This is a genomic window from Micromonospora sp. NPDC049203 (assembly GCF_043197215.1).
In the GTDB taxonomy this organism is placed as follows: Bacteria; Actinomycetota; Actinomycetes; order Mycobacteriales; family Micromonosporaceae; genus Micromonospora.
This window is the reverse complement of record NZ_JBICSV010000008.1, coordinates 175,303-197,588: the sequence shown is the minus strand read 5'-3', so window position 1 is coordinate 197,588 and position 22,286 is coordinate 175,303. Positions and strand designations below refer to the sequence as shown.

Annotated in this window: 18 protein-coding genes; 10 read left to right on the top strand and 8 right to left on the bottom strand. The window is 74.8% G+C overall.

Going from position 1 to position 22,286, the window contains the following annotated elements; genetic code table 11:
- Positions 1-5 precede the first annotated feature (5 nt).
- The 3 genes from ACGFIA_RS22175 (at position 6) to ACGFIA_RS22165 (ending at position 3,612) form a co-directional block, all read left to right on the top strand.
- Positions 6-1,493, top strand: coding sequence for a trypsin-like peptidase domain-containing protein (locus tag ACGFIA_RS22175; RefSeq protein WP_357383777.1), 1,488 nt, complete (start codon positions 6-8; stop codon positions 1,491-1,493).
- Positions 1,494-1,743: 250 nt separating this feature from the next.
- Positions 1,744-2,418, top strand: a complete 675-nt coding sequence (locus ACGFIA_RS22170) for a BON domain-containing protein (RefSeq protein ID WP_357383779.1) — start codon at positions 1,744-1,746, stop codon at positions 2,416-2,418.
- Positions 2,419-2,550: 132 nt separating this feature from the next.
- Entirely contained in the window at positions 2,551-3,612 is a 1,062-nt protein-coding gene (locus ACGFIA_RS22165) for a glycosyltransferase family 4 protein (protein ID WP_393261882.1), read from the top strand.
- Between the two features lie 4 nt (positions 3,613-3,616).
- On the opposite strand, the gene ACGFIA_RS22160 is transcribed toward ACGFIA_RS22165, so the two are convergent.
- Positions 3,617-5,107: a protein kinase gene (locus ACGFIA_RS22160; protein ID WP_357383781.1), complete on the bottom strand. Its 1,491-nt coding sequence runs from the start codon at positions 5,105-5,107 to the stop codon at positions 3,617-3,619.
- Between the two features lie 180 nt (positions 5,108-5,287).
- Between ACGFIA_RS22160 and ACGFIA_RS22155 the strand changes: the two genes are divergently transcribed.
- Genes ACGFIA_RS22155 through ACGFIA_RS22140 form a run of 4 tightly spaced genes read left to right on the top strand, consistent with a single transcriptional unit; the run spans position 5,288 to position 11,080 of the window.
- Positions 5,288-6,121, top strand: coding sequence for a patatin-like phospholipase family protein (locus ACGFIA_RS22155; RefSeq protein ID WP_357383783.1), 834 nt, complete (start codon positions 5,288-5,290; stop codon positions 6,119-6,121).
- A complete protein-coding gene (locus ACGFIA_RS22150; RefSeq protein ID WP_357383785.1) occupies positions 6,122-7,144 on the top strand; it encodes a 1-acyl-sn-glycerol-3-phosphate acyltransferase in 1,023 nt (340 codons plus the stop codon).
- 58 nt (positions 7,145-7,202) lie between these two features.
- On the top strand, positions 7,203-7,523 hold the full coding sequence (cutA, locus tag ACGFIA_RS22145) for a divalent-cation tolerance protein CutA (protein WP_357383787.1): 321 nt from the start codon (positions 7,203-7,205) through the stop codon (positions 7,521-7,523).
- 47 nt (positions 7,524-7,570) lie between these two features.
- Positions 7,571-11,080: an SCO7613 C-terminal domain-containing membrane protein gene (locus ACGFIA_RS22140; RefSeq protein ID WP_357383789.1), complete on the top strand. Its 3,510-nt coding sequence runs from the start codon at positions 7,571-7,573 to the stop codon at positions 11,078-11,080.
- A 73-nt stretch (positions 11,081-11,153) separates the two neighbouring features.
- On the opposite strand, the gene ACGFIA_RS22135 is transcribed toward ACGFIA_RS22140, so the two are convergent.
- The gene (locus tag ACGFIA_RS22135; protein ID WP_357383791.1) at positions 11,154-11,933 is read right to left on the bottom strand and encodes a glucose 1-dehydrogenase; all 780 of its coding nucleotides are present in this window, start codon (positions 11,931-11,933) and stop codon (positions 11,154-11,156) included.
- A gap of 285 nt (positions 11,934-12,218) precedes the next feature.
- On the opposite strand from ACGFIA_RS22135, the gene ACGFIA_RS22130 reads away from it, so the two are divergent.
- Together ACGFIA_RS22130 and ACGFIA_RS22125 are read left to right on the top strand one after the other, a co-directional pair.
- Positions 12,219-13,271, top strand: a complete 1,053-nt coding sequence (locus tag ACGFIA_RS22130; protein ID WP_357383793.1) for an acyl-CoA desaturase — start codon at positions 12,219-12,221, stop codon at positions 13,269-13,271.
- Positions 13,272-13,390: 119 nt separating this feature from the next.
- Complete coding sequence (locus ACGFIA_RS22125) at positions 13,391-14,539, top strand: FHA domain-containing protein (RefSeq protein ID WP_357383795.1); 1,149 nt, start codon at positions 13,391-13,393, stop codon at positions 14,537-14,539.
- Between the two features lie 72 nt (positions 14,540-14,611).
- On the opposite strand, the gene rocD is transcribed toward ACGFIA_RS22125, so the two are convergent.
- From rocD to ACGFIA_RS22100, 5 genes are all read right to left on the bottom strand, one after another.
- A complete protein-coding gene (gene rocD / locus ACGFIA_RS22120) occupies positions 14,612-15,826 on the bottom strand; it encodes an ornithine--oxo-acid transaminase (RefSeq protein WP_357383927.1) in 1,215 nt (404 codons plus the stop codon).
- Positions 15,826-16,641 carry a dimethylargininase gene (gene ddaH, locus ACGFIA_RS22115; RefSeq protein ID WP_393261879.1) on the bottom strand — a complete coding sequence of 272 codons (816 nt, stop codon included), beginning with the start codon at positions 16,639-16,641 and terminating at the stop codon, positions 15,826-15,828. Before ddaH ends, rocD begins: the two co-directional genes overlap by 1 nt.
- A 286-nt stretch (positions 16,642-16,927) precedes the next feature.
- The gene (locus tag ACGFIA_RS22110) at positions 16,928-17,836 is read right to left on the bottom strand and encodes a thrombospondin (protein ID WP_357383797.1); all 909 of its coding nucleotides are present in this window, start codon (positions 17,834-17,836) and stop codon (positions 16,928-16,930) included.
- 135 nt (positions 17,837-17,971) lie between these two features.
- On the bottom strand, positions 17,972-19,420 hold the full coding sequence (locus tag ACGFIA_RS22105; protein WP_393261762.1) for an RICIN domain-containing protein: 1,449 nt from the start codon (positions 19,418-19,420) through the stop codon (positions 17,972-17,974).
- Positions 19,421-19,425: 5 nt separating this feature from the next.
- Positions 19,426-20,175 (bottom strand): cellulose binding domain-containing protein, encoded by a 750-nt coding sequence (locus tag ACGFIA_RS22100; RefSeq protein WP_393261759.1) that lies wholly within the window; start codon positions 20,173-20,175, stop codon positions 19,426-19,428.
- A 313-nt stretch (positions 20,176-20,488) separates the two neighbouring features.
- Here ACGFIA_RS22100 and ACGFIA_RS22095 point away from each other — a divergent pair, with 313 nt between their 5' ends.
- Positions 20,489-21,298, top strand: a complete 810-nt coding sequence (locus ACGFIA_RS22095; RefSeq protein ID WP_393261756.1) for an Fpg/Nei family DNA glycosylase — start codon at positions 20,489-20,491, stop codon at positions 21,296-21,298.
- 61 nt (positions 21,299-21,359) lie between these two features.
- Here the strand turns inward: ACGFIA_RS22095 and ACGFIA_RS22090 are convergent, their stop codons facing one another.
- Entirely contained in the window at positions 21,360-22,232 is an 873-nt protein-coding gene (locus tag ACGFIA_RS22090; protein ID WP_357472270.1) for an aminoglycoside phosphotransferase family protein, read from the bottom strand.
- Between the last annotated feature and the right edge of the window lie 54 nt (positions 22,233-22,286).

Sequence of the window (22,286 nt, the reverse complement as noted above, 5' to 3'; positions counted from 1 at the left end):
GTGACATGACCGACCACGAGACCGATCCGCAGCGGTCGCCGGCCCCCGCCGACGCCGAGCCGTCGCACCACACCGCCGAGCTGCCCCGCGTCGAGAGCGGGACGTCGGACTCCTCCTCCACCACCCCGGCCCCCGCGTCGGTTCCGGCCGACTCCCCGGCCGCCGGAACCGCCACGCCCGCCGGGAACACCACGCCCGCCGGGCCGTACCCGCCGCAGCCGGCGACGCCGTCCGCCCCGCCGTACCCGGCCTCGGGGCAGCCGCAGCAACCCCATCCCTGGTACGGGGGACAGCACCAGCAGGGCGGCTGGAACCAGCAGGGCAACGCGGGCTACCCGTCCACGCAGCACGGTGGGCCGGTGCCGTCGTACCAGGCGCAGCCGTACCAGGGGCAGCAGGGCTACCAGCCGTACCAGCCGACGCCGCAGTGGGGCCCGCAGCAACCGGCGCGGCCCAGCCGGGCCGGTAAGTTCGTCGGCGCGGGCGTGCTGGCGCTGGCGCTGATGTTCGGCTCCGGTGTCGCGGGTGGCGCGCTCGCCCTCGCGCTCGACGGGGGCGGCCCCACCCGCACCTACTCCGCCGCTCCGGTGATCAACAGCGCCGACCTGCCCAAGATCGCGGCCTCCGTCCAGGACAGCATCGTCACGATCATGACGGGCAGCGGTGAGGGCTCCGGGGTGATCCTCAGCGCCGACGGGTACGTGCTCACGAACAACCACGTGGTCGCCGGTGGCGGCGACACGGTCCGGGTGGTCTTCGCCGACGGCAAGAGCGCCTCCGCCAAGGTCGTCGGCACCGACCCGAAGACCGACCTCGCGGTGGTCCAGGCCGAGGGCGTGCGCGACCTGAAGGCGGCCAAGTTCGGCGACAGCGACGCCATGCAGGTCGGGGACCAGGTGCTCGCCCTGGGCAGCCCGCTCGGCCTCCAGGGTTCGGTCACCGCCGGCATCCTGAGCGCCCGCGACCGCACCATCCAGGCGGGCGGCGGCCAGCAGCAGAACCCGCAGCAGGGCGCCAGCTCGATCTCCGGGCTGCTGCAGACCGACGCCCCGATCAACCCGGGCAACTCCGGCGGCGCGCTGGTGAACACCCGGGGCGAGGTGATCGGCATCAACACCGCCATCGCCACCGCCGGACAGGGCAGCACCGGGAACATCGGCGTCGGCTTCGCCATCCCGAGCAACAAGGCCAAGGACGTGGCCGAGAAGCTCCAGCGCGGTGAGAAGATCAGCCACCCCTCGCTGGGGGTGAGCGTCAACGGCGCCGAGGACGGCGGGGCGCTGGTCGCCGCCGTCACGCCGGGCAGCCCCGCCGAGAAGGCCGGGATCCAGCGCGGCGACGTGATCACCAAGTTCGGCGACAAGGTGATCAACGACTCGAACGACCTGGTCGGCGCCGTGCAGGCCGGCAAGGTCGGTGACCGGGTCGAGGTGCAGTACAAGCGAAACGGATCCACCGAGAACGCAACCGTGACGCTCGCCGAGACGTCATAGTCCCGAGGATCTGCCTCCCTCCCGGGCGGCGGGCGACGGAGCCAAGGGGGTTGGCTCCGTCACCCGCCGCCCCTCCTCGTTCCCTCTCGCCCGAGCCGCGACTCACAGTGACGTGGAGCCGGCGTCGAGGTCACCGACGCCGGCAGGGCCGGCCTCGCCCCTGCGAGGGCGGATCGCCCACGGCGGATGACGATCTGTCACCCGGTACGGGTGAGGCCGGCTCACCCGCACCGGCGGCAGCCTGGCGGGTATGACCACCACCATGCCTGCCGTGCGTACCGACCAGGCGATCCAGCGTGACGTCCTCGCGGAACTGGACTGGGACGCGCAGACCCGGGCCACCGAGGTCGGCGTGACGGTCGCCGACGGCGTCGTCACGCTCACCGGGCAGGTGGACGGCTACGCCCGGCGGTGGGCCGCCGAACGCTGCGCCCACCGGGTACGCGGCGTGCGCGCGGTCGCCAGTGACCTGGCGGTCGTCCTGCCCGCCACGGAACGGCGTACCGACGCCGACATCGCGATCGCGGCGAGCCGGGCCCTGGAGTGGGACAGCTTCGTGCCCGCCGAGCGGCTGGACGTGACGGTGGCCGACGGCTGGGTGATGCTCCGCGGCGAGGTCGAGTTCGGCTTCCAGCGCCGTACCGCCGAGCGGGAGCTGCGCCGGCTGCGCGGCGTACGCGGCGTGACGAACCTGGTCGAGGTGCGGCCCCCTACCCCGCCGAGCGACGAGCAGAGGCGGCTCGACCTGCGCCGCCTGCTGGCGCGGCGTACCGGGACCGAGCGGATCGACGCCCGGGTCGACGGCGACACGGTCGTGCTCGACGGCGTGGCGAGCGCCTGGTGGCAGCGGGAGGACGCGGAACGGGCCGCCTGGGCGCTACCCGGCGTACGGGAGGTGCACGTCGGGATCGTGGTGTCCGGCTGACGCGGTCGTTTACCGCGAGCCGGGTCGGGAACCCGCGCGCAGCGGGGTACGCCGGGGAACCGACGGGGAGGACTCGTAGCCGTGAACCAGCAGTCCCCGGAGCGCGGGTGGGCCGGGCCGTTGCGGATCGCCATGGTGGTGCCGCCCTGGCTGTCGGTGCCGCCGCCCGGCTACGGCGGGCTGGAGACCGTGGTGGCGGGTCTCGTCGACGCGCTTGTCGAGCGGGGGCACCGCGTCACGTTGTTCGGCGCCGGGACCGACCACGGCACCGCCGCCGAGTTCGTCTCCACCTGCGCCGACCTCCAGTACGAGCGGATGGGCGAGTCGCTGCCCGAGCTGGCGCACCTGGCCCACGTCGACCGCCTGGTCGGCCCGGCCGACTTCGACCTGATCCACGACCACACCACGATCGGCCCGATGGTGGCCGGCCGCCGCCGGGTGCCCACAGTGGCCACCGTGCACGGCAACCCGGTCGGCGAGTACGGCACGGCGCTCGGCGCCACCGACCGGGGCGTGGGGCTGGTCGCGATCTCGCACGCCCAGCGCCGGGCGAACCCGGGGCTGCCCTGGGCCGGCACCGTGCACAACGCGATGCCGCTGCGGGACATCCCCCGCAAGCGCGGTCCGGGCGCGGGCCCGGTGCTCTGGCTGGCCCGGTTCAGCCCGGACAAGGGCCCGGACGTGGCCGTGGCGGCCTGCCGGGCGGCCGGGCTGCCGCTCACGCTCGCCGGCAAGAGCAGCGAACCGGCCGAGCGGCGCTACCTGGAGCAGGTGGTCCGGCCGCTGCTCGGCGACGACGTGACACTCGTGGTGAACGCGGACCGGGCGACCGCGCTGCGGCTGATGCTGGACGCCCGCTGCCTGATCATGCCGATCCAGTGGGCGGAGCCGTTCGGCATGGTGATGGTGGAGGCGATGGCGACCGGTACGCCGGTGGTGGCGCTGAGCCGGGGCGCGGTGCCGGAGCTGATCCGCGACGGGGTCACCGGTTTCGTCTGCGACCACCCCGGCGAGCTGCCGGCGGCGTTGCGGGCGGCGGCGGACCTGGACCCGGGGGACTGCGTCGCGCACGTGGCGGAGAACTTCTCGGTGGAGCGGATGGCCGCCGACTACGAGGCGGTCTACCGGGGCTTCCTGGCCGCGCGGGCGAGCACGGGGGCGGCCCGCGCGGTGGCGCCGGCCGTCGCCGGCTGACCCGTCAGGTCTGCCCGGCCACGAGTTCCGCGGCGGCGGCGTCGAGCCGCCGCGCGTACCCGGGACTGATGCTGCCCTCACGGCGGCGTTCGTCGATCTTGCCGCGGAGCCGGTCCACGGCGGCGGTCACCGCGTCCTCGCCGTTCGCGGCGACCGCGTTGCGCAGCAGGTTACGCAGGTCCACCCCGACGTCCTCGCGGATCTGGCCCTCGGTCAGCCCGGCCTCGATCAGTCCGTCCACCCGTTCGGCGGCGTCGGCCTGACCGGCGGCCGGCGGGCGGGTGCCCCCGGTCGGCGGCGGGGGTGTCGTGGTGGCCGGCGGGGTGGTGGCCGGGTCGTCGGTCACCGGCGGTTCGGCGGGCGACGGCTGCACCGGCCCGGCGGTCGGCAGCACCCGGGGTCCGGCCTGCCGGTCCGGCGTCAGCGCGGGCACCAGCAGCGCCGCGGCGGCGACCACTGTCACACCGACCGCTGCCAGCGTGAGGGTACGCCGCCGGCCCGGCCGCGCAACCGGCAGCGGCTGCGCGGCGGGGGACGGCTCCGGCACCGGCTGCGCCACGGGGATCCGGCCCGCAGCCGGCTGCGCGGCTGGATCGGGCGGCGGCGAGGTCAGCGCGGGCAGCGTCATGGTCGGCGCCAGCATGGTGGCCGCCTGCGGGTCGGCGGGCAGCAACTGGTCGCGCAGCACGGCGGCGACCCGGTGCGCGGTGGGCCGCCGCCGCGGGTCGCGGGCCAGGCAGCGCAGGCAGATCTCCGCGACCGGCCGGGGCAGTCCCGGTACGTCGTCCAGAGTGGGCTCCGGACTGTCCGCGAGCGCCGCGCTCAGTTCCTCCCAGGTCTCCGCCGGGTACGGCGGGTGCCCGGTCAGCGTCTCGAACAGCAGCACGCCGAGCGAGTACACGTCGGTGGCCGGCTGGGCGGGCGCACCGTCGAGCCGCTCCGGTGCCACGTACGCCGGAGTGCCGAACGTGCCGCCGTCCTCGTCGTCGTCGGGCGTGCCGATCCGGGTGGCGATGCCGAAGTCGAGCACCTTCGCGCCGGTGGCCGTCATCATCACGTTGGCCGGTGTCACGTCGCGGTGCACGATGCCGAGCCGGTGCGCCGCGGCCAGCGCCTCGGCCACCTGCGCGCCCGTCTCCACCGCCGCCGGCCAGGGCATCGGCCCCTCGGTGAGCCGGTGCTCCAGTTCCTCGCCGCTGAGCAGCTCCATCACCACGAACGAGGTGATCGAGCCGTCCGGGGCCACCGTTTCGCCGTAGTCGTGCACGGCGGTGACGTGCGGGTGGTCGAGCTGCGCGGCCGAGCGGGCCTCCTCGCGCACCATGTCGCGGAACCGGGCGTCGGCGGCGAGCGAGGGGGCGAGCACCTTCACCGCCACCACCCGGTCGAGCACCTCGTCGCGGGCACGCCAGATCACCGACATGCCACCGGCGCCGATCCGGTCGATGAGCCGGTACCGACGGGCCAGCAGACGGCCGGCCTGGAGTGTCGCCATCAGCTCGCACCTGCCTGGGCTCGGGAGCGCTATCAGGTTGCGGGAATGTGTCTGACCTGTCAACAGTCGTCCGGTTGACGATCGCGGTGCGTCACAAGCCGGGCCGGTTCGTGTGACGCTCCGGTGACCGGGCGGGGCGGCCAACCGGCCGGGTGTGGGCCGCGTGCCAGGATGAACGGCATGGCAGCAGGTCCGGTGGCGTTCGTGCTCGGCGGCGGGGGAGTGCTCGGCGCGGTCGAGGTGGGGATGCTGCGCGCCCTGTTCCGCGCCCGGATCAAACCCGACCTGGTGCTCGGCACGTCGATCGGCGCGGTGAACGGCGCCCTGGTCGCCGCCGACCCGACCGAGGCGGTCACCGACCGGCTGGTCCGGCTGTGGGCGTCGCCCGAGGCCAGCGAGGTGTACGGCGACTCGGTCGCCCGGCAGCTGCGCCGGTTCGCCGCCCGTACCCACCTGCACTCGCCCCGGCCGCTGTACCGCCTGCTGGAGAGCACACTGGGCGAGAACACCACCTTCGCCGACCTGGTTGTGCCGTTCCGCTGCTGCGCCGCGAACATCGAGCGCGCCGCCGAGCACTGGTTCCACACCGGACCGCTGGTGCCGGCGGTGCTCGCGTCCGCCTCGGTGCCGGGGCTGCTGCCGCCCACCCAGATCGACGGCCAGCACTACATCGACGGCGGGGTGGTCAACTCGATCCCGGTCGGCGAGGCGGTAACGCTCGGCGCGAAGCAGATCTTCGTACTCCAGGTGGGCCGGATCGAACGCGAGCTGAGCCCGCCGCGCCGCCCGTGGGAGATCGCCCAGGTGGCGTTCGAGATCGCCCGCCGGCACCGGTTCGCGCGGGAGATGGCGGCGCTGCCCGAGGACGTCGAGGTGCACGTGCTGCCCACCGGCGGGCTGGAGCCGCGCGACGACAGCCCGTGGGCGTACCGGGACACGGCGGCGGTGGGACGGCGGATCAGCCGGGCGTACACTGCCTCCCGCCGATACCTGGACACCGCGCTGGAGCGCTGAATGCCGCTGCCGCCCCGCTGGCTACGCCGGCTGGTGCTCGCCCCTGGTGTGGTGCTGCTGGCCTTCTTCGTGGTGACCACGCTGCCCGGCTGGGCGCTGCTGGCGCTGGCCGCGTCCCCGCTGGTGCCGGGGCGGCTGCGCCCGCTGCGGCTGCTCTGGATCGGCACCGTCTACCTGGTCTGGGACGCCGCCGCGCTGCTCGCCCTGTTCGTGCTCTGGCTCGCCTCGGGCTTCGGCGTGTACAAGCGCGCGCCGGCCTTCCAGCGGGCCCACTACGTCCTGGCCGGCTGGTTCCTGCGGGTCATGTTCTGGCAGGCCCGGTGGACGCTGCGGCTGAGCATCGACGTGGTCGGCACCGACCCGGACACCGCCCTGCCCGGCCGCCCCGAGCTGGTGGTCTGCCGGCACGCCGGGCCGGGCGACTCGTTCATCCTGATCCACGCGCTGGTGAACTGGTTCAACCGTGAGCCCCGGATCGTGCTCAAGGAGACGCTCCAGTGGGATCCGGCCATCGACGTGCTGCTCAACCGGCTGCCCAACCGGTTCATCGCGGCCGGGCCGGACGGGCGCGAGTCGGTGACCCGGCAGGTCGGGCACCTGGCCACCGGCCTGGACGACGACGACGCCTTCGTGATCTTCCCGGAGGGCGGCAACTTCACCCCGTCGCGCCGGCTGCGCGCGATCGACCGGCTGCGCTCGCTCGGCCTGGAACGGATGGCGCGGCGGGCCGAGCGGATGCGGCACGTGCTCGCCCCGCAGCCGGGCGGGCTGCTCGCCGCGCTCGACGCCGCGCCGGACGCCGGAGTGATCTTCGTGGCGCACACCGGTCTGGACCAGATGCTCACCGTCGCGGACGTGTGGCGCGAGCTGCCGATGGACAAGCGGATCGTGATGCGGTTCTGGTCGGTGCCGCCGGAGGAGATCCCGGCCGGCAAGCAGGAACGCATCGACTGGCTTTTCGACTGGTGGGCCCGCATCGACAGGTGGATCGCGGACAACCGCGACGGCGCGGCCGACACCTGAGCCGAATCACCGGAGCTCCTGTTCAGCGCGGTGGCGGCGGGCGACGTAGGGTGCGCTGGTGGACCAGATCTGCGTGGTGACGACTGTGGTGGACGCCCGCGGGGTCGCGGACGTGCTGGCGGCCGCGGCCGTCGCCGGCCGGCTGGCGGCCTGTGCTCAGGTCGGCGGCCCGGTGGACAGCACCTACTGGTGGCAGTCGGCGATCCAGACCACTGTCGAGTGGCAGGTGCGGTTCAAGACCGCGCCGGACCGGGTGGACGCCCTGGTCGACCAGATCCGGGCCAACCACCCGTACGAGGTGCCGGAGATCCTGGTCAGCCGGGAGGGCAGCGGCAACCCCGGTTACACCGCCTGGGTACACGAGCAGACCCGGCCCTAGGTACTCCTACTCTGTCCCTCCACCCCGCCGCCCGCGAGGCTGGCCGGGTGGAGAACACCGGCTACCCCTGCCCCGGTTGCGGCGCCCCGGCCGACCTCGTCGCCGGATGCCGCGGCTGCGGCCGTCCGCCCTACCCGCCCGCCGCCGAGGTGATCCGGCTGGACCGGGAGATCGGCGAGCTGGTGCCGCGCGTCGAGGCGGCCCGGCTCGCGTACCAGGAGCTCTCCGGCCGGCTGGTCACGGCCCGGCAGCGGCGGGCGGCGCTCGCCGCCCGGGTCCGCCAGGAGATCCCCGCGCCGCACGCCGCCGGTCCCGCGCCGCACCCGGCGGTGACGCCGCCGCGCCCGGTTCCCCCCACCCCAGCGGTACGCCCCGGCGGCGCGGAGACCTCCACCCGCGCGGTCCAGGGCCTGCTGTTCGTCCTCGGTGGACTGCTGCTCGGCACCGCCGCTGTGGTGTTCACCGCCGTCGCCTGGACCACGTTCGGGGTGGCCGGCCGGGCGCTGATCCTGCTCGCCGTGACCGCGCTGGCCCTGGCCGCGCCGCTGGTCGCCCGGGCGCGCGGGCTGCGCGGCACCGCCGAGACGCTCGCCTCGGTGGCGTTGCTGCTCGTGGTCCTGGACGGGTACGCCGCCTGGTCGGTGGACCTGTTCGGGGTGACCGCCCTGCCCGGCAGCCGGTACGCGGCGCTTGTCGCGGCGGCCGGCACGGCGGTGGCGGCCGGGTACGGCCTGGCCAGCCGGCTGACCGCACCCTGGTTCGCGGCGTGGCTGCTCGCCCAGCCGGTGCTGCCGCTGGCCGCTGCCGCGTTCCGGCCCACCGCCGCCGGCTGGGCGCTGGTGCTGACCGCTGTGGCGCTCGGCAACCTCGCGGTGGTGCTCGCGCTGCGCCGCCGGACCCCTGAGGCGCGCGTGGCGCTGGTGGTCGGGCGGGTGCTGGGTTGGACCGGACACGGTGTGGCGCTGGTCCTGGCGGCCGGCTGCGCGCTGGTGCCGCTGGCTGTCGGTCGCGCGGCGGGCACGCCGCTGCTCGCCGGTGGCCCGCTGCTGGTGGTGGCGCTCGCAGTGGTCGCCGGCGCGCTCGCCGCCGGTGGCCGCCTCTGGCGCGCGACGACCACCGGGCTGCTGGTGCCGGTGCTCGCCCTCGCGCTGATCCGGCCGGTCGGCGAACTGCGGCCGGGGCTGCTGCTGCTCGCCGCCGGCCTGGTGGTGGCGGCGCTCGCCGGTGCGGTCCGGGCGCTGCCGGCGCCGGTCCGGACCGGCCCGCTCGTGGGCGCGCTCGCCGTGGCCGCCGGGCTGGGCCAGGTCGCGGTCGTGCTCACCGGCCTGGTCGGCGCGGCCACCGCGAGTGCCGGATTCCCGGCCTGGCAGGGCGGCCGGGACGTGCCGGTTCCGTCCTGGGGCTGGCAGCTTCCGGTGGCCCTGCTGCTGACCGCCGGGGCGGTGGCGCTGCTGACGCCGCGGGCCGTCCGGCCGCTCGCCGGCGTGGCGGCCGCCGGGCTGGTCGCCCTCGCGGTGCCGGCCGTGACGGCGACGCCGTGGCCGCTGGTGCTGGTCGTGGACCTCGCGGCGGCCACCGCGCTGCTGCTGGCGGCGGTGGTCCGGCCGCGCGGGGGACGGGTCGTCGTGCCGGCCGCCGCGTCGGCCGGGGCGGTGCTGCTCGGGCACGCGCTGCTGGTCGGCTGCGCCGCCCCGGCCGGTGCCGTCGCCGTGCTCGCCGTGACGGTGGTGCTCGGCGTGGCGCTCGCGGCACTGGGCCGGCGCGGGCGGGACGCGCAGCCCGTGGTCGGCGGCGTCGCGCTGGCGGTGGCGTTGCTTGCCGTACCGGCTGCGGTGGCCGTCGCGCTGCTCGGCCTGGGTGCGCCGGTCTGGTGGCAACTGCGGGGCGCTACCGCCGCTGTCGTGGTGCCGGTCGCCGCCGTCCTCGCCGTCCGTCGCCTGTGGACCGACCTGAGCGGGTACGCCTCGGCGGGGCTCGCCGTGGCGCTCGCCGGGGTCGGCCTCGGCCCGGTCGTCGCGCCGGGCGGGGAACCGGTGGCGCCGTACGCCACGGCGGGGGTACTGCTGGCGCTCGCCGCCGGGGCGGGTGCCCGGCCGGCGGTCGCGCCGCGGGTGGTGGGTGCCGCGCTGGCCGTGCTGGCGTTGCTGGACTCCGCGCGGCCGGTGCTGCTGGTGCTCGCGAACCTGCCGGTGCTGCCCTGGTCCGGGGCGCCCGCCGTCGCGGCGGCGTCCGCCGAGACCGCCCGTGCCGGGCTGGTGCTGCTGGCCCTGGGCGTCGCCGCCGCAGCCTTCGCCGCCACCGATCGCCGCGTCGCGTGGTGGCTCGCCGCGCTGCCGTTCGGCGCGGTGGCGCTTCCGGTGCTGCTGGCGGCGGCGGGTGCGCCCTGGCCGGTGGTGCCGGCGGTCGCGTTCGGGATCGGGCTGGCCGCGCTGCTGGCCGCCGCGCTCACCGGTGTGCGCCCGGTGGTGCTCGTGCCGCTCGGGGCGGTGCTGGCCGTACCCGGGTTCGGTGGCCTGCTCGCCACCCGGGCCCTGACGCTCACCGCGCTGGGTGTGCTGGTGGTGGCCGGGGTCGTGACCGGGGTGGCCGGGCGGTCGACGCCGGTCCGGATCGCGGGCTGGCTGGGCGCCGTGGCGGCGGCCACCGGGTTCGCCGTCACCGCGTCGATCGCGGCCGGGCAGCCGATGCGTACCGGGGCGTTCGCCGTCCTGGCCGTCGCGGCGGTGACGTCGCACGCGGCGCCGCTGCTGCGCGCGGGCCGGTCCCGTCGGCCGGCAGCGGCCGGGCCCGTCGTGCCCGCTCTGGCGCCGGGTGCGGCTGGGCCGGTGACGTCGGGTGCTGTGGGCGGGCCGGCCCTGCCGGCGAACGGGCCGGGCGGAGTCGGCGCGAAGCGGGCCGGTGCGTGGGTGCTGGAGGCGGCGGCGCAGGCCGTGGCGCTGCTCGCGCTGCTGCTCGCCAGCGGCTCGTTGCGGCACGCGGCGGCCGTCTGCGTGCTGTGGGGCGTCGCCGTCGCGCTCCGGGTGCTGCGCCGGGGCGAGTCGCCGGCCGGGCGGCGCGTGCTCGCGGCGGTGGCCGCGAGCAGCGAGCTGGTCGGCGCCTGGCTGCTGCTGGCCGCGCGCGGGGTGACGGTGCCGGAGGCGTACACGCTGTCGGCGGCGGCGCTCGCCCTGGGCGCCGGGTTGCTGGCGTTGCGGCGCCGGCCCGGGCTGACCAGTTGGCTGGCGCTCGGCCCGGGACTCGTCGCGGCGTTCCTGCCGAGCCTCGTGTCGGTGCTGGTCTCCGGTGAGCCGCAGCCGTGGCGGCGGCTGGCGCTCGGCGCGGCGGCGCTGGCGGTCGTGCTCGGCGGGGCGGCCCGGCGCTGGCAGGCGCCGGTGGTGCTGGGCGCGGCCACGCTGGTGCCGCTGGCCCTGCACGAGCTGGCCCGGGGCTGGGACCTGATGCCCCGCTGGATCTTCCTGGGGGTGGGTGGGCTGCTGCTGATCGGGCTGGCCGCCACCTACGAGCGGCGCCGGCGCGATCTGGTCCGGCTGCGCGACGCCGTCGCCCGGCTCGGCTGACGAACGCGGCGAGCCCTCTCACCCGCGATGGTGGGAGGGCTCGCCGCGTCGGGATCGATCGGTGTCGTCGGTCTCACCGGATCGGCGAACCGCCGTCGACCGGGATGGTGTGGCCGTGGATGAAGGACGCGTCGTCGCTGGCGAGGAAGCAGACCGCGCGGGCGATCTCGTGCGGCTCGCCGTACCGGCCGGCGGGCGCCTGCATGGTCAGGTCGTAGAACGGGAAGTCGCTGGTGATCTCCGCGCCCTCGAAGGCGGCGGTCTTGATCACGCCGGGGCCGATGCCGACCGCGCGGATGCCCTTGTGGCCGTAGTCGTAGGCGATCTGCTTGGTCAGCCCGATGACGCCGTGCTTGGCGGTGGTGTACTCCGCGCCGACCTCGCTGGCGACCAGGCCGGACGCCGAGGACACGTTGATCACGACGCCCTTGCCGCGCTCCAGCATGTGCGGCAGCGTGGCCTTGGTGGCGAGGAAGACGCCCTTCAGGTCGACCTCCATGACGCGGTCCCACTGGCTGTTCTCGATCTCCAGCAGCGGCACGTACGCGCCGAACACGCCCGCGTTGTTCACCAGCACGTCGATGCGCCCGTACGCGTCGAGAGCGGCGCTCACCATGGCGCGTACCGAGTCCTCGTCGATGACGTCGGCGGCCACCGCCACCGCGTCCCCGCCGGCCTCCTTGATCCGCGCGACGGTCGCCTCGGCGCGCTCCAGGGAGAGGTCGGAGACGACGACCTTCGCGCCCTCGGCGGCCAGCTCGACGCACATGGACATGCCGAGTCCGGAGCCGACCTGATCGGGGCTGAAGCCGCCGCCTGTCACGAGCACAACCTTGTCTGTCAATCCACGCACCGCGCTGTCTCCCGTCTGTCGATGACCCTGCGGCCCGCACCTGGCCGTTCGGGTGAGCAACACTCATCTTTTCGTCCAGACTAGCTGGTCAGAGCGGGTGCGCCCACCGGCGAGCGGGCTCGCTGCGATGTGACGAAGATCGTTTGCGCTGGTCCGGCCCGGCGGGGTAGGGACAGCACCACCATCGGGCCGGGGGTCTGCGGGATTACCCACGGCGACGAAAATCGCCAGAATCGGTGACGGAGAGTCGCGTACGAGAGCGTGGCTCGCGGCATCGGGGGCGACATGACTTCTTCCACGTTGACGGAACCCGCGGCACGGCGGGGCAGCGACTACGCGCGGCTGTCCCGCCGGATCGCCGAGGCGGGGCTGTTCGAGCGGCGGCCCGGCCGGTACGCGCTCCGGATCGCGCTGACGCTCGGCGTGTTTGTGGCCGGCTGGGTGGTGGTGGCGCTCGTCGGCGACTCGTGGTGGCAGATCCTCCTGGCGGTGGTCATGGCGGCGGCCACCACACAGGTGGCCTTCCTCGGCCACGACGCCGGGCACCGGCAGATGTTCCGCCGGCGCGGGCCGAGCGAGGCGGCCGGACTGGTCGCCGGCAACCTGGCGGTCGGTCTCAGCTACGGCTGGTGGGTGGACAAACACAACCGCCACCACGCCAACCCGAACCACACCGACGAGGACCCGGACGTCGGCGCGGGCGCGCTGGTCTGGACGTACGAGCAGGCGACGGCCACGCGCGGCCTGAGCCGGTGGATGGCCCGCCGCCAGGCGTGGCTGTTCTTCCCGCTGCTGCTGCTGGAAGGGCTGGCGCTGCACGTGGCCAGCGTGCAGGCGCTCGTCGGCCGCGAGCCGGACGGGCGGTGGCGGGTGCCGATGCGGCACCGGGCCGTGGAGGCGCTGCTGCTCGCCGCGCACGCCGCCGGCTATCTCGGGCTGCTGTTCGCGGTCATGTCACCGGCCAAGGCGCTGCTGTTCGTCGCCGTGCACCAGGGGCTGTGGGGCCTCTACATGGGCTGCTCGTTCGCCCCGAACCACAAGGGCATGCCGATGCCGACCGCCGACGACGAGCTGGACTACCTGCGTAAGCAGGTGCTGACCTCGCGCAACGTACGCGGCGGCCGGTTCGTCGACCTGGCGCTGGGCGGGCTCAACTACCAGATCGAGCACCACCTGTTCCCGAACATGCCGCGCGCCAACCTGCGCCGGGCCCGGCCGCTGGTGATGGCGTACTGCGCCGAGCAGGGCGTCCCGTACGCGGAGACCGGGCTGGTCGAGTCGTACCGGCAGGCGTTGGCGCACCTGCACGACGTGGGCCGGCCGCTGCGCGCGGCCTGAGCCGACCGGCTGCCGGTAGGGTCGTCGGGTGGTGGAGGGCGCGCCGCGGTGGTGGCGCGCGGCGCGGCGGGGCGAACGGGCCCGGCCGCGTCACTGACGACATCGTGCGGAGCTGCGGCATGAGATTCGAGATCAGCAAGGTGCTCGACGCCATCGAGGGGCGGGTCTGCACCGACCCGTCGCTGGCCCGGGCCGTGGTCGACCTGGCCGAGGTCATCCGGTGGCAGAACCTGGACGGCGGCCGTCCGGCCAGCCTGCTGCGGCTCGGCATGGTGATCGACGCGCTGTCCCGGCAGATCGGCGAGGACAGCGTCCCGGTCTACGCGATCGTGCACCGGGCGCTGCTGTCCGACGCCGACCTGACCTCCAACGAGCGGATGGTGGTGCGCCGCTGGGCCGACGACGGCCTGGTGGAGGTGCTCGACCAGCCCGGTGACCGGATGCTGGAGGTGGCCGACCTGCTCGGCCTGCCGGTGCTCACCCGGGCGCGGCTGGACGGGCTCGTCGGGCGGTACCCGTGGGTCGGGCAGGCGGGCCGCGTGCTCGCCCCGGTGCCCGGCGCCGGCGGGCCGGTCTTCATCGCGCACGTCGGCGGCGGCCAGGACCCGGCCACCGGCAGCCGCTCCCCGGCCGGGGTCAAGCTGCTCTCCCGGAAGTGGCGCTGCCCGGAGCCGGGGTGCGCGCTGTTCGGCGGCGGCGGGGGCGGGGGCGCGTTCGCCGACCTGGCCGCCGTGGACCGGGTGCCGGCCGAGCAGCCGCCGCCCACGCTGCGTACCGGGGCGCCGACCTGCCCCCGGCACGGCGCACGGCTCTCCGACGCCGGCCCGCGCCCGCGTACCGTGGTGCTCGCGGCGCGCATCGGCGGGCTGGTCCGCAAGCGGTTCGTGCTGACCGAGACCGAGCCGGTGGCGATCGGCCGGGCGCCCGACGGCCCGGGCGGGGTGACGCTCGGCCAGTGGCTCAACGACGAGGCCCGCCGCTGGATCAGCCGCAGCCACATCCGGCTGGAGCTGCGGGTGGGCGAGGTGGTGGTCACCGACACCAGCACCAACGGCTCCGGCGTACGCCCCGGCGGCTCGATGGCCGAGCACGAGCGGATCGCGCTGGCGCCGCAGCAGTCCCGGGTGCTGGCCGAGGGCGACCTGATCGAGCTGTACCCGGGCGTGCAGATCGGCCGCGCCGACGACATGAGCAGCGACGCGAAGTACACGCCGAACTCGGTGATGGCCGAGGCGCCGACCATGGCGATGCGGCTGCCGCGTCAGTGACCGGCACGCGCGAAGGCGCCGGGACCGTCGCGGTCCCGGCGCCTTCTCGTGTACGGAGTGAGGCGTACGCCCTCAGCCGGCCAGCACGGCGGCGAGCTGCGCCACCGCGTGGTCGATCTCGTCCTCGGTGATCACCAGCGGCGGGGCGAGCCGGATGGTCGAGCCGTGCGTGTCCTTCGCGAGCACACCGCGCTCCATCAGCCGCTCGCACGCCTGCCGGCCCGTCATCAGCGCCGGGTCGATGTCCAGCCCGGCCCACAGGCCGCGACCGCGTACCGCCACCAGGCCCTTGCCGATCAGGCCGCGCAGGCCGGCGTGCAGCCGCTCGCCCAGCTCGGCCGAGCGGCGCTGGAACTCGCCGGTGGCCAGCAGCCGGACCACCTCGGTCGCTACCGCGCAGGCCAGCGGGTTGCCGCCGAACGTCGAGCCGTGCTGACCCGGCTGGAGCACACCCAGCACGTCGCGGTTCGCGGCCACCGCCGACACCGGCACGATGCCGCCGCCGAGCGCCTTGCCCAGCAGGTACATGTCCGGCTCGACGCCCTCGTGCTCGCAGGCGAACGTCGCCCCGGTACGCCCCAGCCCCGACTGGATCTCGTCGGCGACGAACAGCACGTCGCGCTCGGTGCAGACCCGGCGCACACCCGGCAGGTAGCCCTCCGGCGGCACCACGACACCCTGCTCACCCTGGATCGGCTCCAGCAGCACGGCCACCGTGTTCTCGTCGATCGCCTCGGTCAGCGCGTCCAGGTCGCCGTAGGGGACCACAGTGAAACCCGGGGTGTACGGCCCGAAGTCGGCGCGCGCGTCCTCGTCGGTGGAGAAGCTGACGATCGTGGTCGTACGGCCGTGGAAGTTGCCCTCCGCCACCACGATGTTGGCCTGGCCCGGCGTGACGCCCTTGACCTGGTAGCCCCACTTGCGGGCCACCTTGATGCCGGTCTCCACCGCCTCGGCGCCGGTGTTCATCGGCAGCACCAGGTCCTTGCCGCAGAGCGCGGCCAGCTCGCGGCAGAAGTCGGCGAACTGGTCGTGGATGAACGCGCGGCTGGTCAGCGTGAGCCGGTCGAGCTGCGCGTGCGCGGCCTCGATCAGTTTCGGGTGCCGGTGGCCGAAGTTCAGCGCCGAGTATCCCGCCAGGCAGTCGAGGTAGCGGCGGCCGTCCACGTCGGTCAGCCAGGCGCCCTCGGCCGACGAGATCACCACGGGCAGCGGGTGGTAGTTGTGCGCCGTGTGACGCTCCGCGTCCCGGACCGCGGACGGAGTCCGCAGCATGTCGTCGATGATCACTTGCTCGCCTTTCCCTGACGGAGTCGCAACGTGCAGCACTTCGGTCCGCCGCCGGCCTTGCGCAGCTCGGACAGGTCGATCCCGATGGTCTCGTAGCCCCGGTCGCGCAGCTTCGCGGCCAGGTCGGTGGCCTGCGCGGGCAGCACCACGTGCCGGCCGTCGCTGACCGCGTTCAGGCCCAGCACCTCGGCGTCGGCCATGGTGGCGTGGATCGCGTCCGGGAACAGCCGGCGCAGCACCGCCCGGCTGCCGGGGGAGAACGCCTCCGGCAGGTACGCCACGGTGCGCTCGTCGAGCACCGTGAGCGCGGTGTCCAGGTGGTAGAAGCGGGGGTCCACCAGCTGCATGGTCACCACCGGGTAGCCGAAGACCTCCTGGAGCTGCGCGTGGGAGGCGTGCGCGGTGCGGAACCCGGTGCCGGCGAGCAGGTGGTCGCCGGCCAGCAGGACGTCGCCCTCGCCCTCGTTGACGTGCTTCGGGTCGTACATCTCGAAGCCGGCGCCCTCGAACCAGGCCCGGTACGCGGGCGCCTCGTCGGCGCGCTGCGGGTCGCGGAACTGCACCGCCATGGCCCTGCCGTCGATCACGGTGCCGCCGTTCGCGGCGAAGACCATGTCCGGCAGGCCGACGACCGGCTCGATCAGCTCGACCTCGTGGCCCAGGTCCAGGTACGTCCGGCGAAGCCGCTCCCACTGCCGGATCGCCAGGTCGGCGTCGACCGGGGCGGTGGGGTCCATCCACGGGTTGATCGCGTAGTCGACGGCGAAGTACGTCGGCCGGCACATCAGAAAGCGCTGGCGGATGGCGTCCATCGTCATGTCGTGCTCCCAGGGTCGGGCGCGCCCGGCCACCGTCGGCCCACGGGCTGGCGCCGTGGTCCAACGTTATGCGGCCCCGGTAGACGACATCCACCGCGAGAAGTTGCGTTCGGCGGCGAATCGTTGCGTTGAATCGGTCACCAGTGAGCAATCATTGCGCCGACGCCGGACACACTTCGGGGGCGGCGAACCGCCGCCCCCGAAAGAGGTGTCGCCCGGCTGGTGAACCACCAGATCTGATCGGGCTGGCCGGCCCTGCCGGCGATCGGAAAGGTGCCCGTCAGAACCAGGCGCCAAACTGTGAGTCGAGCCACTCGCGGAAGCGGCCCACCCAGTCGCCGTCGGTGGTCGGCCAGTCGAACTGGCCGGTCATCGCCACGATGCCGAGCACCACCGCGGAAAGGCCCACCGCGATGCCGATCAGCGCGTCGGTCTTGCCGGCCACGTGCCGCCGACGGGTGGCGATCAGGCCCAGCACCGCCAGCACCGCGCCGGCCGCGCCGAGCCCGATGCCGTACCCGGCGAGCGTGCCGGAGAGCACGAACAACGCCCCGACCACCGAGACGATCAGGCCGAGCGTGGCGAGCAGGCTGGCCCGGGGACGCTTTGTGGTGTACGGCTCCGGCCGGTCCACCCGGCCGTCGCGATCGGCATCCGTACCGTCGGGGCGGCCGTCCCGGTCGAGGTCGGTGTGGTCCGGGCGGCCGTCGCGGTCCAGGTCGACGGTGGGCTCGGCGACGGGGGCTCCGACGGCGGGCGTCGCACCGGCGGTCCGGGCGTCGGTCACCGGAACCGTCCGGGTGTCGGCGTCGACCCGGCGGCCGGTGACCGCTCGCGCCGCCGCGCCCCGGTCCGCGGCCCGGCGCCGGGCCTCGGCGTCCGGCTCGTCGTCGGCCGCCGCGTTCCGGCCGTGGGCCGTCGTGGCCGCTCCCCGGAGGTCGGTCGTGCGGTCGTCGGCCGGCGTCGCCGCGTCGAGATCGCGCGCGTCCCGGTCGGCCACCGCGTCCCGGGCACGCTCGTTCTCGGTCGCGGTGGCGGCGCTGCGGTACGTGGTCCGCTCCTCGTCGCGGTCGGTGACCACGGGCCGGCCGGCCGGCTGCTCGGCGGTCCGGTCGCGCTCGTCGACCACGCCGTCGCCGTTGGTATCGGTACTGGTCGCCGGAGGGTTCCGGCGGGACAGGATCTTCACGATGGCACCTCCTGATCCAGGCGCGGAGGCCGCGCATGACAGAAAGGAAGTACCCAGGTGTGCCGAAATCGACACCCGTCGGCTGCTCCGCACGCTCAGGCGACCAGCACCGGAGCGTGCGGAGATCGGCGCCGGTCAGGACACGGTGCGTGACCACTGCTGGTTGGTGCCCGCGCCGCAGGTGTACTGCTGCACGTCCGCGCCGTCGCCGGTGCCGGCGTTCACCACGTCCAGGCACTTGCCGCTGTGCCGCGCCCGCAGCTGGAACCAGCCGCCCAGCGCGGCCCACTGCCACTGCTGGTTGGCGCCGCTGCCGCAGGTGTACTGGATGATGTTGGCGCCGTCGGCGGTGGACGCGTTCGCGACGTCGAGACACTTGCCGCTTCCGGCGTTGACCAGGCGGAACCAGCCACCTCCGGCGTCCTGGAACTCCCACCGCTGATTGCCGCCGCCGTTCCAGCTCCACTGCTTGACCTCGGCGTTGTTCGCCGTGGAGCCGTTGATCACATCGAGCACCCGGCCGCTGTGCCGGGCCGTGACGCGGTAGTACGCGGGCGAGTTCCCGGTGACGGTGCCCGCCGCCGTGTCGATGGTGATCGACGGATACCAGGTCAGGCTCATGCTGGTGGCGGTCGGGAAGGTGATCGGCAGCCACACGTACTGGGAGTCGTTGGCCGGGCCGCCCCACGCGCCCGCCCACCTGTCACCCAGGTAGAGGTAGCTGGTGCCGGACGTGCCCTGGATCGGCAGCACGAAGGCCGGCTGGGAGTTGAAGGCGGTGCCGTTGCCCACGTCGGTCCAGCCGCTCCACGGCCCCGCGATGCTCGGCGCGGTGGCGTACCGGGCCTGGTTCGGGCTCCAGCCCGTCGCCCCCGACGTCAGCAGGAAGTACGTCGAGCCCCGCTTGAACATCGCGGGCGCCTCGCGGTGGGCACCGTCCCAGAAGTTGCCCACCAGGGCGGCCACGTTCAGGTAGTCCGGCGTGAGCCGGTAGATGTTCAGGTCGTAGTTGTCGTCGGCCGCCGAGATCATGTACGCGGTGCCGTTGTCGTTGTAGAGCGTGATGTCGCGGGACATGTGCTGCCCCAGCGGCCGGAAGCTGCCGTGGTAGGTGTAGTTCCCGTCCACAGTCGCCGAGGAGGCGACGGCGGCCCGCGCCTCGTTGTAGTCGGACCCGTTCTCCTTGTGCATCCACATCACGAACCGGCCGGTGCCCGCGTTGTAGACGACCTTCGGCCGCTCGATGTTGGCGACCCGCAGTTCGGCGGCCGACGACTGGGTGAGCACGTTGTTGCGGAACTCCCAGGTACGCAGGTCCGTGGAACGGTAGACCGACACCGCCCGGAACGTGTTGTCCGGGTTGCGGTTCTCGCCGAACCAGTAGTAGTAGTCGCCGACCTCGAGCACGCCGCCGCCGTGGGCGTGCACCACCGCGCCGCTCGTGTCGGTGAACTGGGTGCCGTTCGTGACCGTCACCGGCGCGGCGAGCGCACCCGCCGCCGGCCCCAGCACTGTCGCCGCCAGGGCCACCGCGAGCGCCAGCCCCGCCGCCAGGAGGCGGCCCCTGCCGCCGTGCCGTCGCATGGCGGTCACCGCCCGCAGACCGGCGTGATCGCGGCGGGCGTCGTGCCCGCCGCCACGAGCAGGCCGAACGTCGCCGAACCGCCGGGTGCCAGCGTCCCGTTCCAGGAGGCGTTGCGCACCGCGACGTCCTGCCCGGCGCCCTCGACCACGCCGCCCCAGACCGACCGGATGTGCTCGTCACCGGACCACCGCCACGACACGAGCCAGCCCGGGACCGGCTCGGCGCCGTCGTTGCGCACCGTCACTGTCGCGACGAAGCCACCGTCCCACCGGCTGTCGATGGTGGCCGTCGCGGAACAGAGCGACAGCGTGCGCGCCGGGCCGCCGATCACGTACGGATCCCGCGTGCCCTTGGTGTCGCCGAACCGGAACCAGTACTCGGTACCGGGGGTCAGGCCGCCGAGCGTCACCTTCCCCGACCGTTCCGGTCCGGTGACCGCCTCGGCCACCGGATCGCGCCACGCGGTGGCGTCCTCGCGGCTGGCGAAGAGGCTGATGAGGAGCGGCGGGTCGTAGCCGCAGGGCGGGCTGAGCACCATCCAGTAGGTGATGGTGATGCTGGTCGTGGTGGCACCGGTCACCTGGCCGGTGACCGGCAGCGCCGGCGGGCAGGCGTACGTGGGCGTGGGGGTTGGCGTCGCCGCGGTGGCAGGCGTCATCGCCGTGGTGGCGGGGGACCGGCCGGCGTCCGCCGAGGCGGCCAGGCCGGTCAGGGCGAGCACGGCGGCCAGGGCCGCGCCGAGCGTACGGAGCATGTGTCTCTCCCGAACTGGGGGCGCCGGGGGTGGTCGGCGCCGCGGTGGTGGACCGCGATGTCGCCGCCGCGTGATCGGCTGGTGCCCAGCCGTCCCCGAGGGGCGGCGCGGCGGCACGGTGGACTGCCGGAGACGACTGCCCGGCACCGGGGCGGCGCATCACCCCGCGCTTGTCCCTCCGGCGAGATCGAGCGGCTCGCACTGGCTCCCGAGCGCTACCGCAGCCAGTCTTTCAGTCGACGAGCATCGATTCAATGCCGTCCCACGACCCGACGTCGCCGACGGTGCGACCCGCTGGCTACGCTTGGCGGTCGTGCCAGAGGGACACAGCATCCACCGCCTCGCCGCCCGGCACGCCGAGCTGTTCGCGGGCGACAAGGTGCACGCCGACAGCCCGCAGGGCCGCTTCGCCGAGGGCGTGGCCCGCCTGAGCGGCACCGTGCTGGACGGCACCGAGGCGTACGGCAAGCACCTGCTGCACCACTACGCGGGCGAGTTGACGCTGCACGTACACCTGGGTCTGTACGGGAAGTTCGCCGACGGGCCGGGGGAGCCGCCGGCCCCGGTCGGGCAGCTGCGGCTGCGCCTGCACAGCGACCGGAACTGGCTGGAGCTGCGCGGTCCGACCGCCTGCGAGCTGCTGACCCCGCCGGAGGTGGCGGCGCTGCGCGACCGGCTCGGGCCGGACCCGCTGCGCGCCGACGCCGACCCGGACCGGGCGTACGCGCGGATCCGGCGCAGCCCCACCCCGCTCGCGGCGCTGCTGCTCGACCAGTCGGTGGTGGCCGGCACCGGCCTGATCTTCGTGACCGAGGCGCTGTTCCGGGCCGGGCTGCCGCCGCTGCTGCCCGGGCGGGAACTGACGCCGGCCGGCTGGACCGAACTCTGGGCAGACCTGGTCGCGCTGATGACCCGGGCTGTCGAGCGGGGGCGGATCGACACGGTGCGCGACGCCGACCTGCCGGAGGTGACAGGCCGCGCGCCGCGCGTCGACAGGCACGGTGGCGAGGTGTACGTCTACCGCCGCCCCGGCGCGCCCTGCCACGTCTGCGGCACCCCGGTCAGCCGGGGCACACTGGCCGGCCGCAACCTCTACTGGTGCCCTGCCTGCCAGGCGGGCTGACCGCGCGCCGCACCGGCTGTCGCGTCGGCCGCGTCGCGCCCTCCCGGGTGCGGCGGCGCTGTCACGTCTCGTCGAGCAGCCACCGGGCGACCTCGACGTTGCCGGGGAAGACCTGGTCGCCGCCGATGCTCCAGGCCACCGTCTGACCGATCGCCCAGCCGCGTACCCGCTCCCGGTCCAGGCCCAGGCCGGCGCTGAGCCGGTCGAGCCGGTGCCGCACCGCCGCCGGGGAGTGCCCCAGCTCCGCGCCGCGCACGAGCGGCACCACGGCGAACTCCCGCTCGCCGACCAGCGGCTTCGGGTCGATCACCAGCCACGGCTCGCGTGCGGCGGCCAGGATGTTGCCGGCGTGCAGGTCCTGGTTGACAAGCACCTGCTCGCCCTGGCCCGGCGCCAGCTCGGCGAGCAGCCCGAGCGCGGCGTCGAGCAGGCGCCGCTCGTACGGGCGCCCGGCCCGTCGCCAGTTGCCAGGCATCCGCTCCGCCCACCCGGCCGCCTCCTCGGCCAGCGAGGTGAACGGCGCGCCGGCCGGCACCGCGAGCCCCGGCAGCAGGCCGACCGCGACGTCGAGCGCGGCGTCGGCCGCCAGCGCGTGCAACGGCGTACCGGGATCGCACCGTTCCACGAGCAGCGCGCGCCGGTCGGCGTCGTGGGCGAGCAGCCGGATCGCGCCCCGACCGGCCCAGTGTGCCAGCGCTGTCGCCTCGTGGACGCTGTCGTCGTCCGGGTACTGGAGCTTCAGCACCGCCCGCGTGCCGTCGGGAAGCGTCGCGGGCAGCGCCAGCGAGGCGAACGCGTACGCGAACGGCGGGCCGACCGTCAGCTCCCACCGCGCGACGCAGTGGGCCAGCCGGCCGGGCAGCTCCGCGAGCCACGCCCGGCCGGCCTCCGTCCGCTCGACCCAGCGCAGCCCTTCGGGAATGTCGTACCGCATCGGCACATCCTGGCTGGTACGGCGACGATCCGCTGTCCCGGCCCGGCCTCGTGC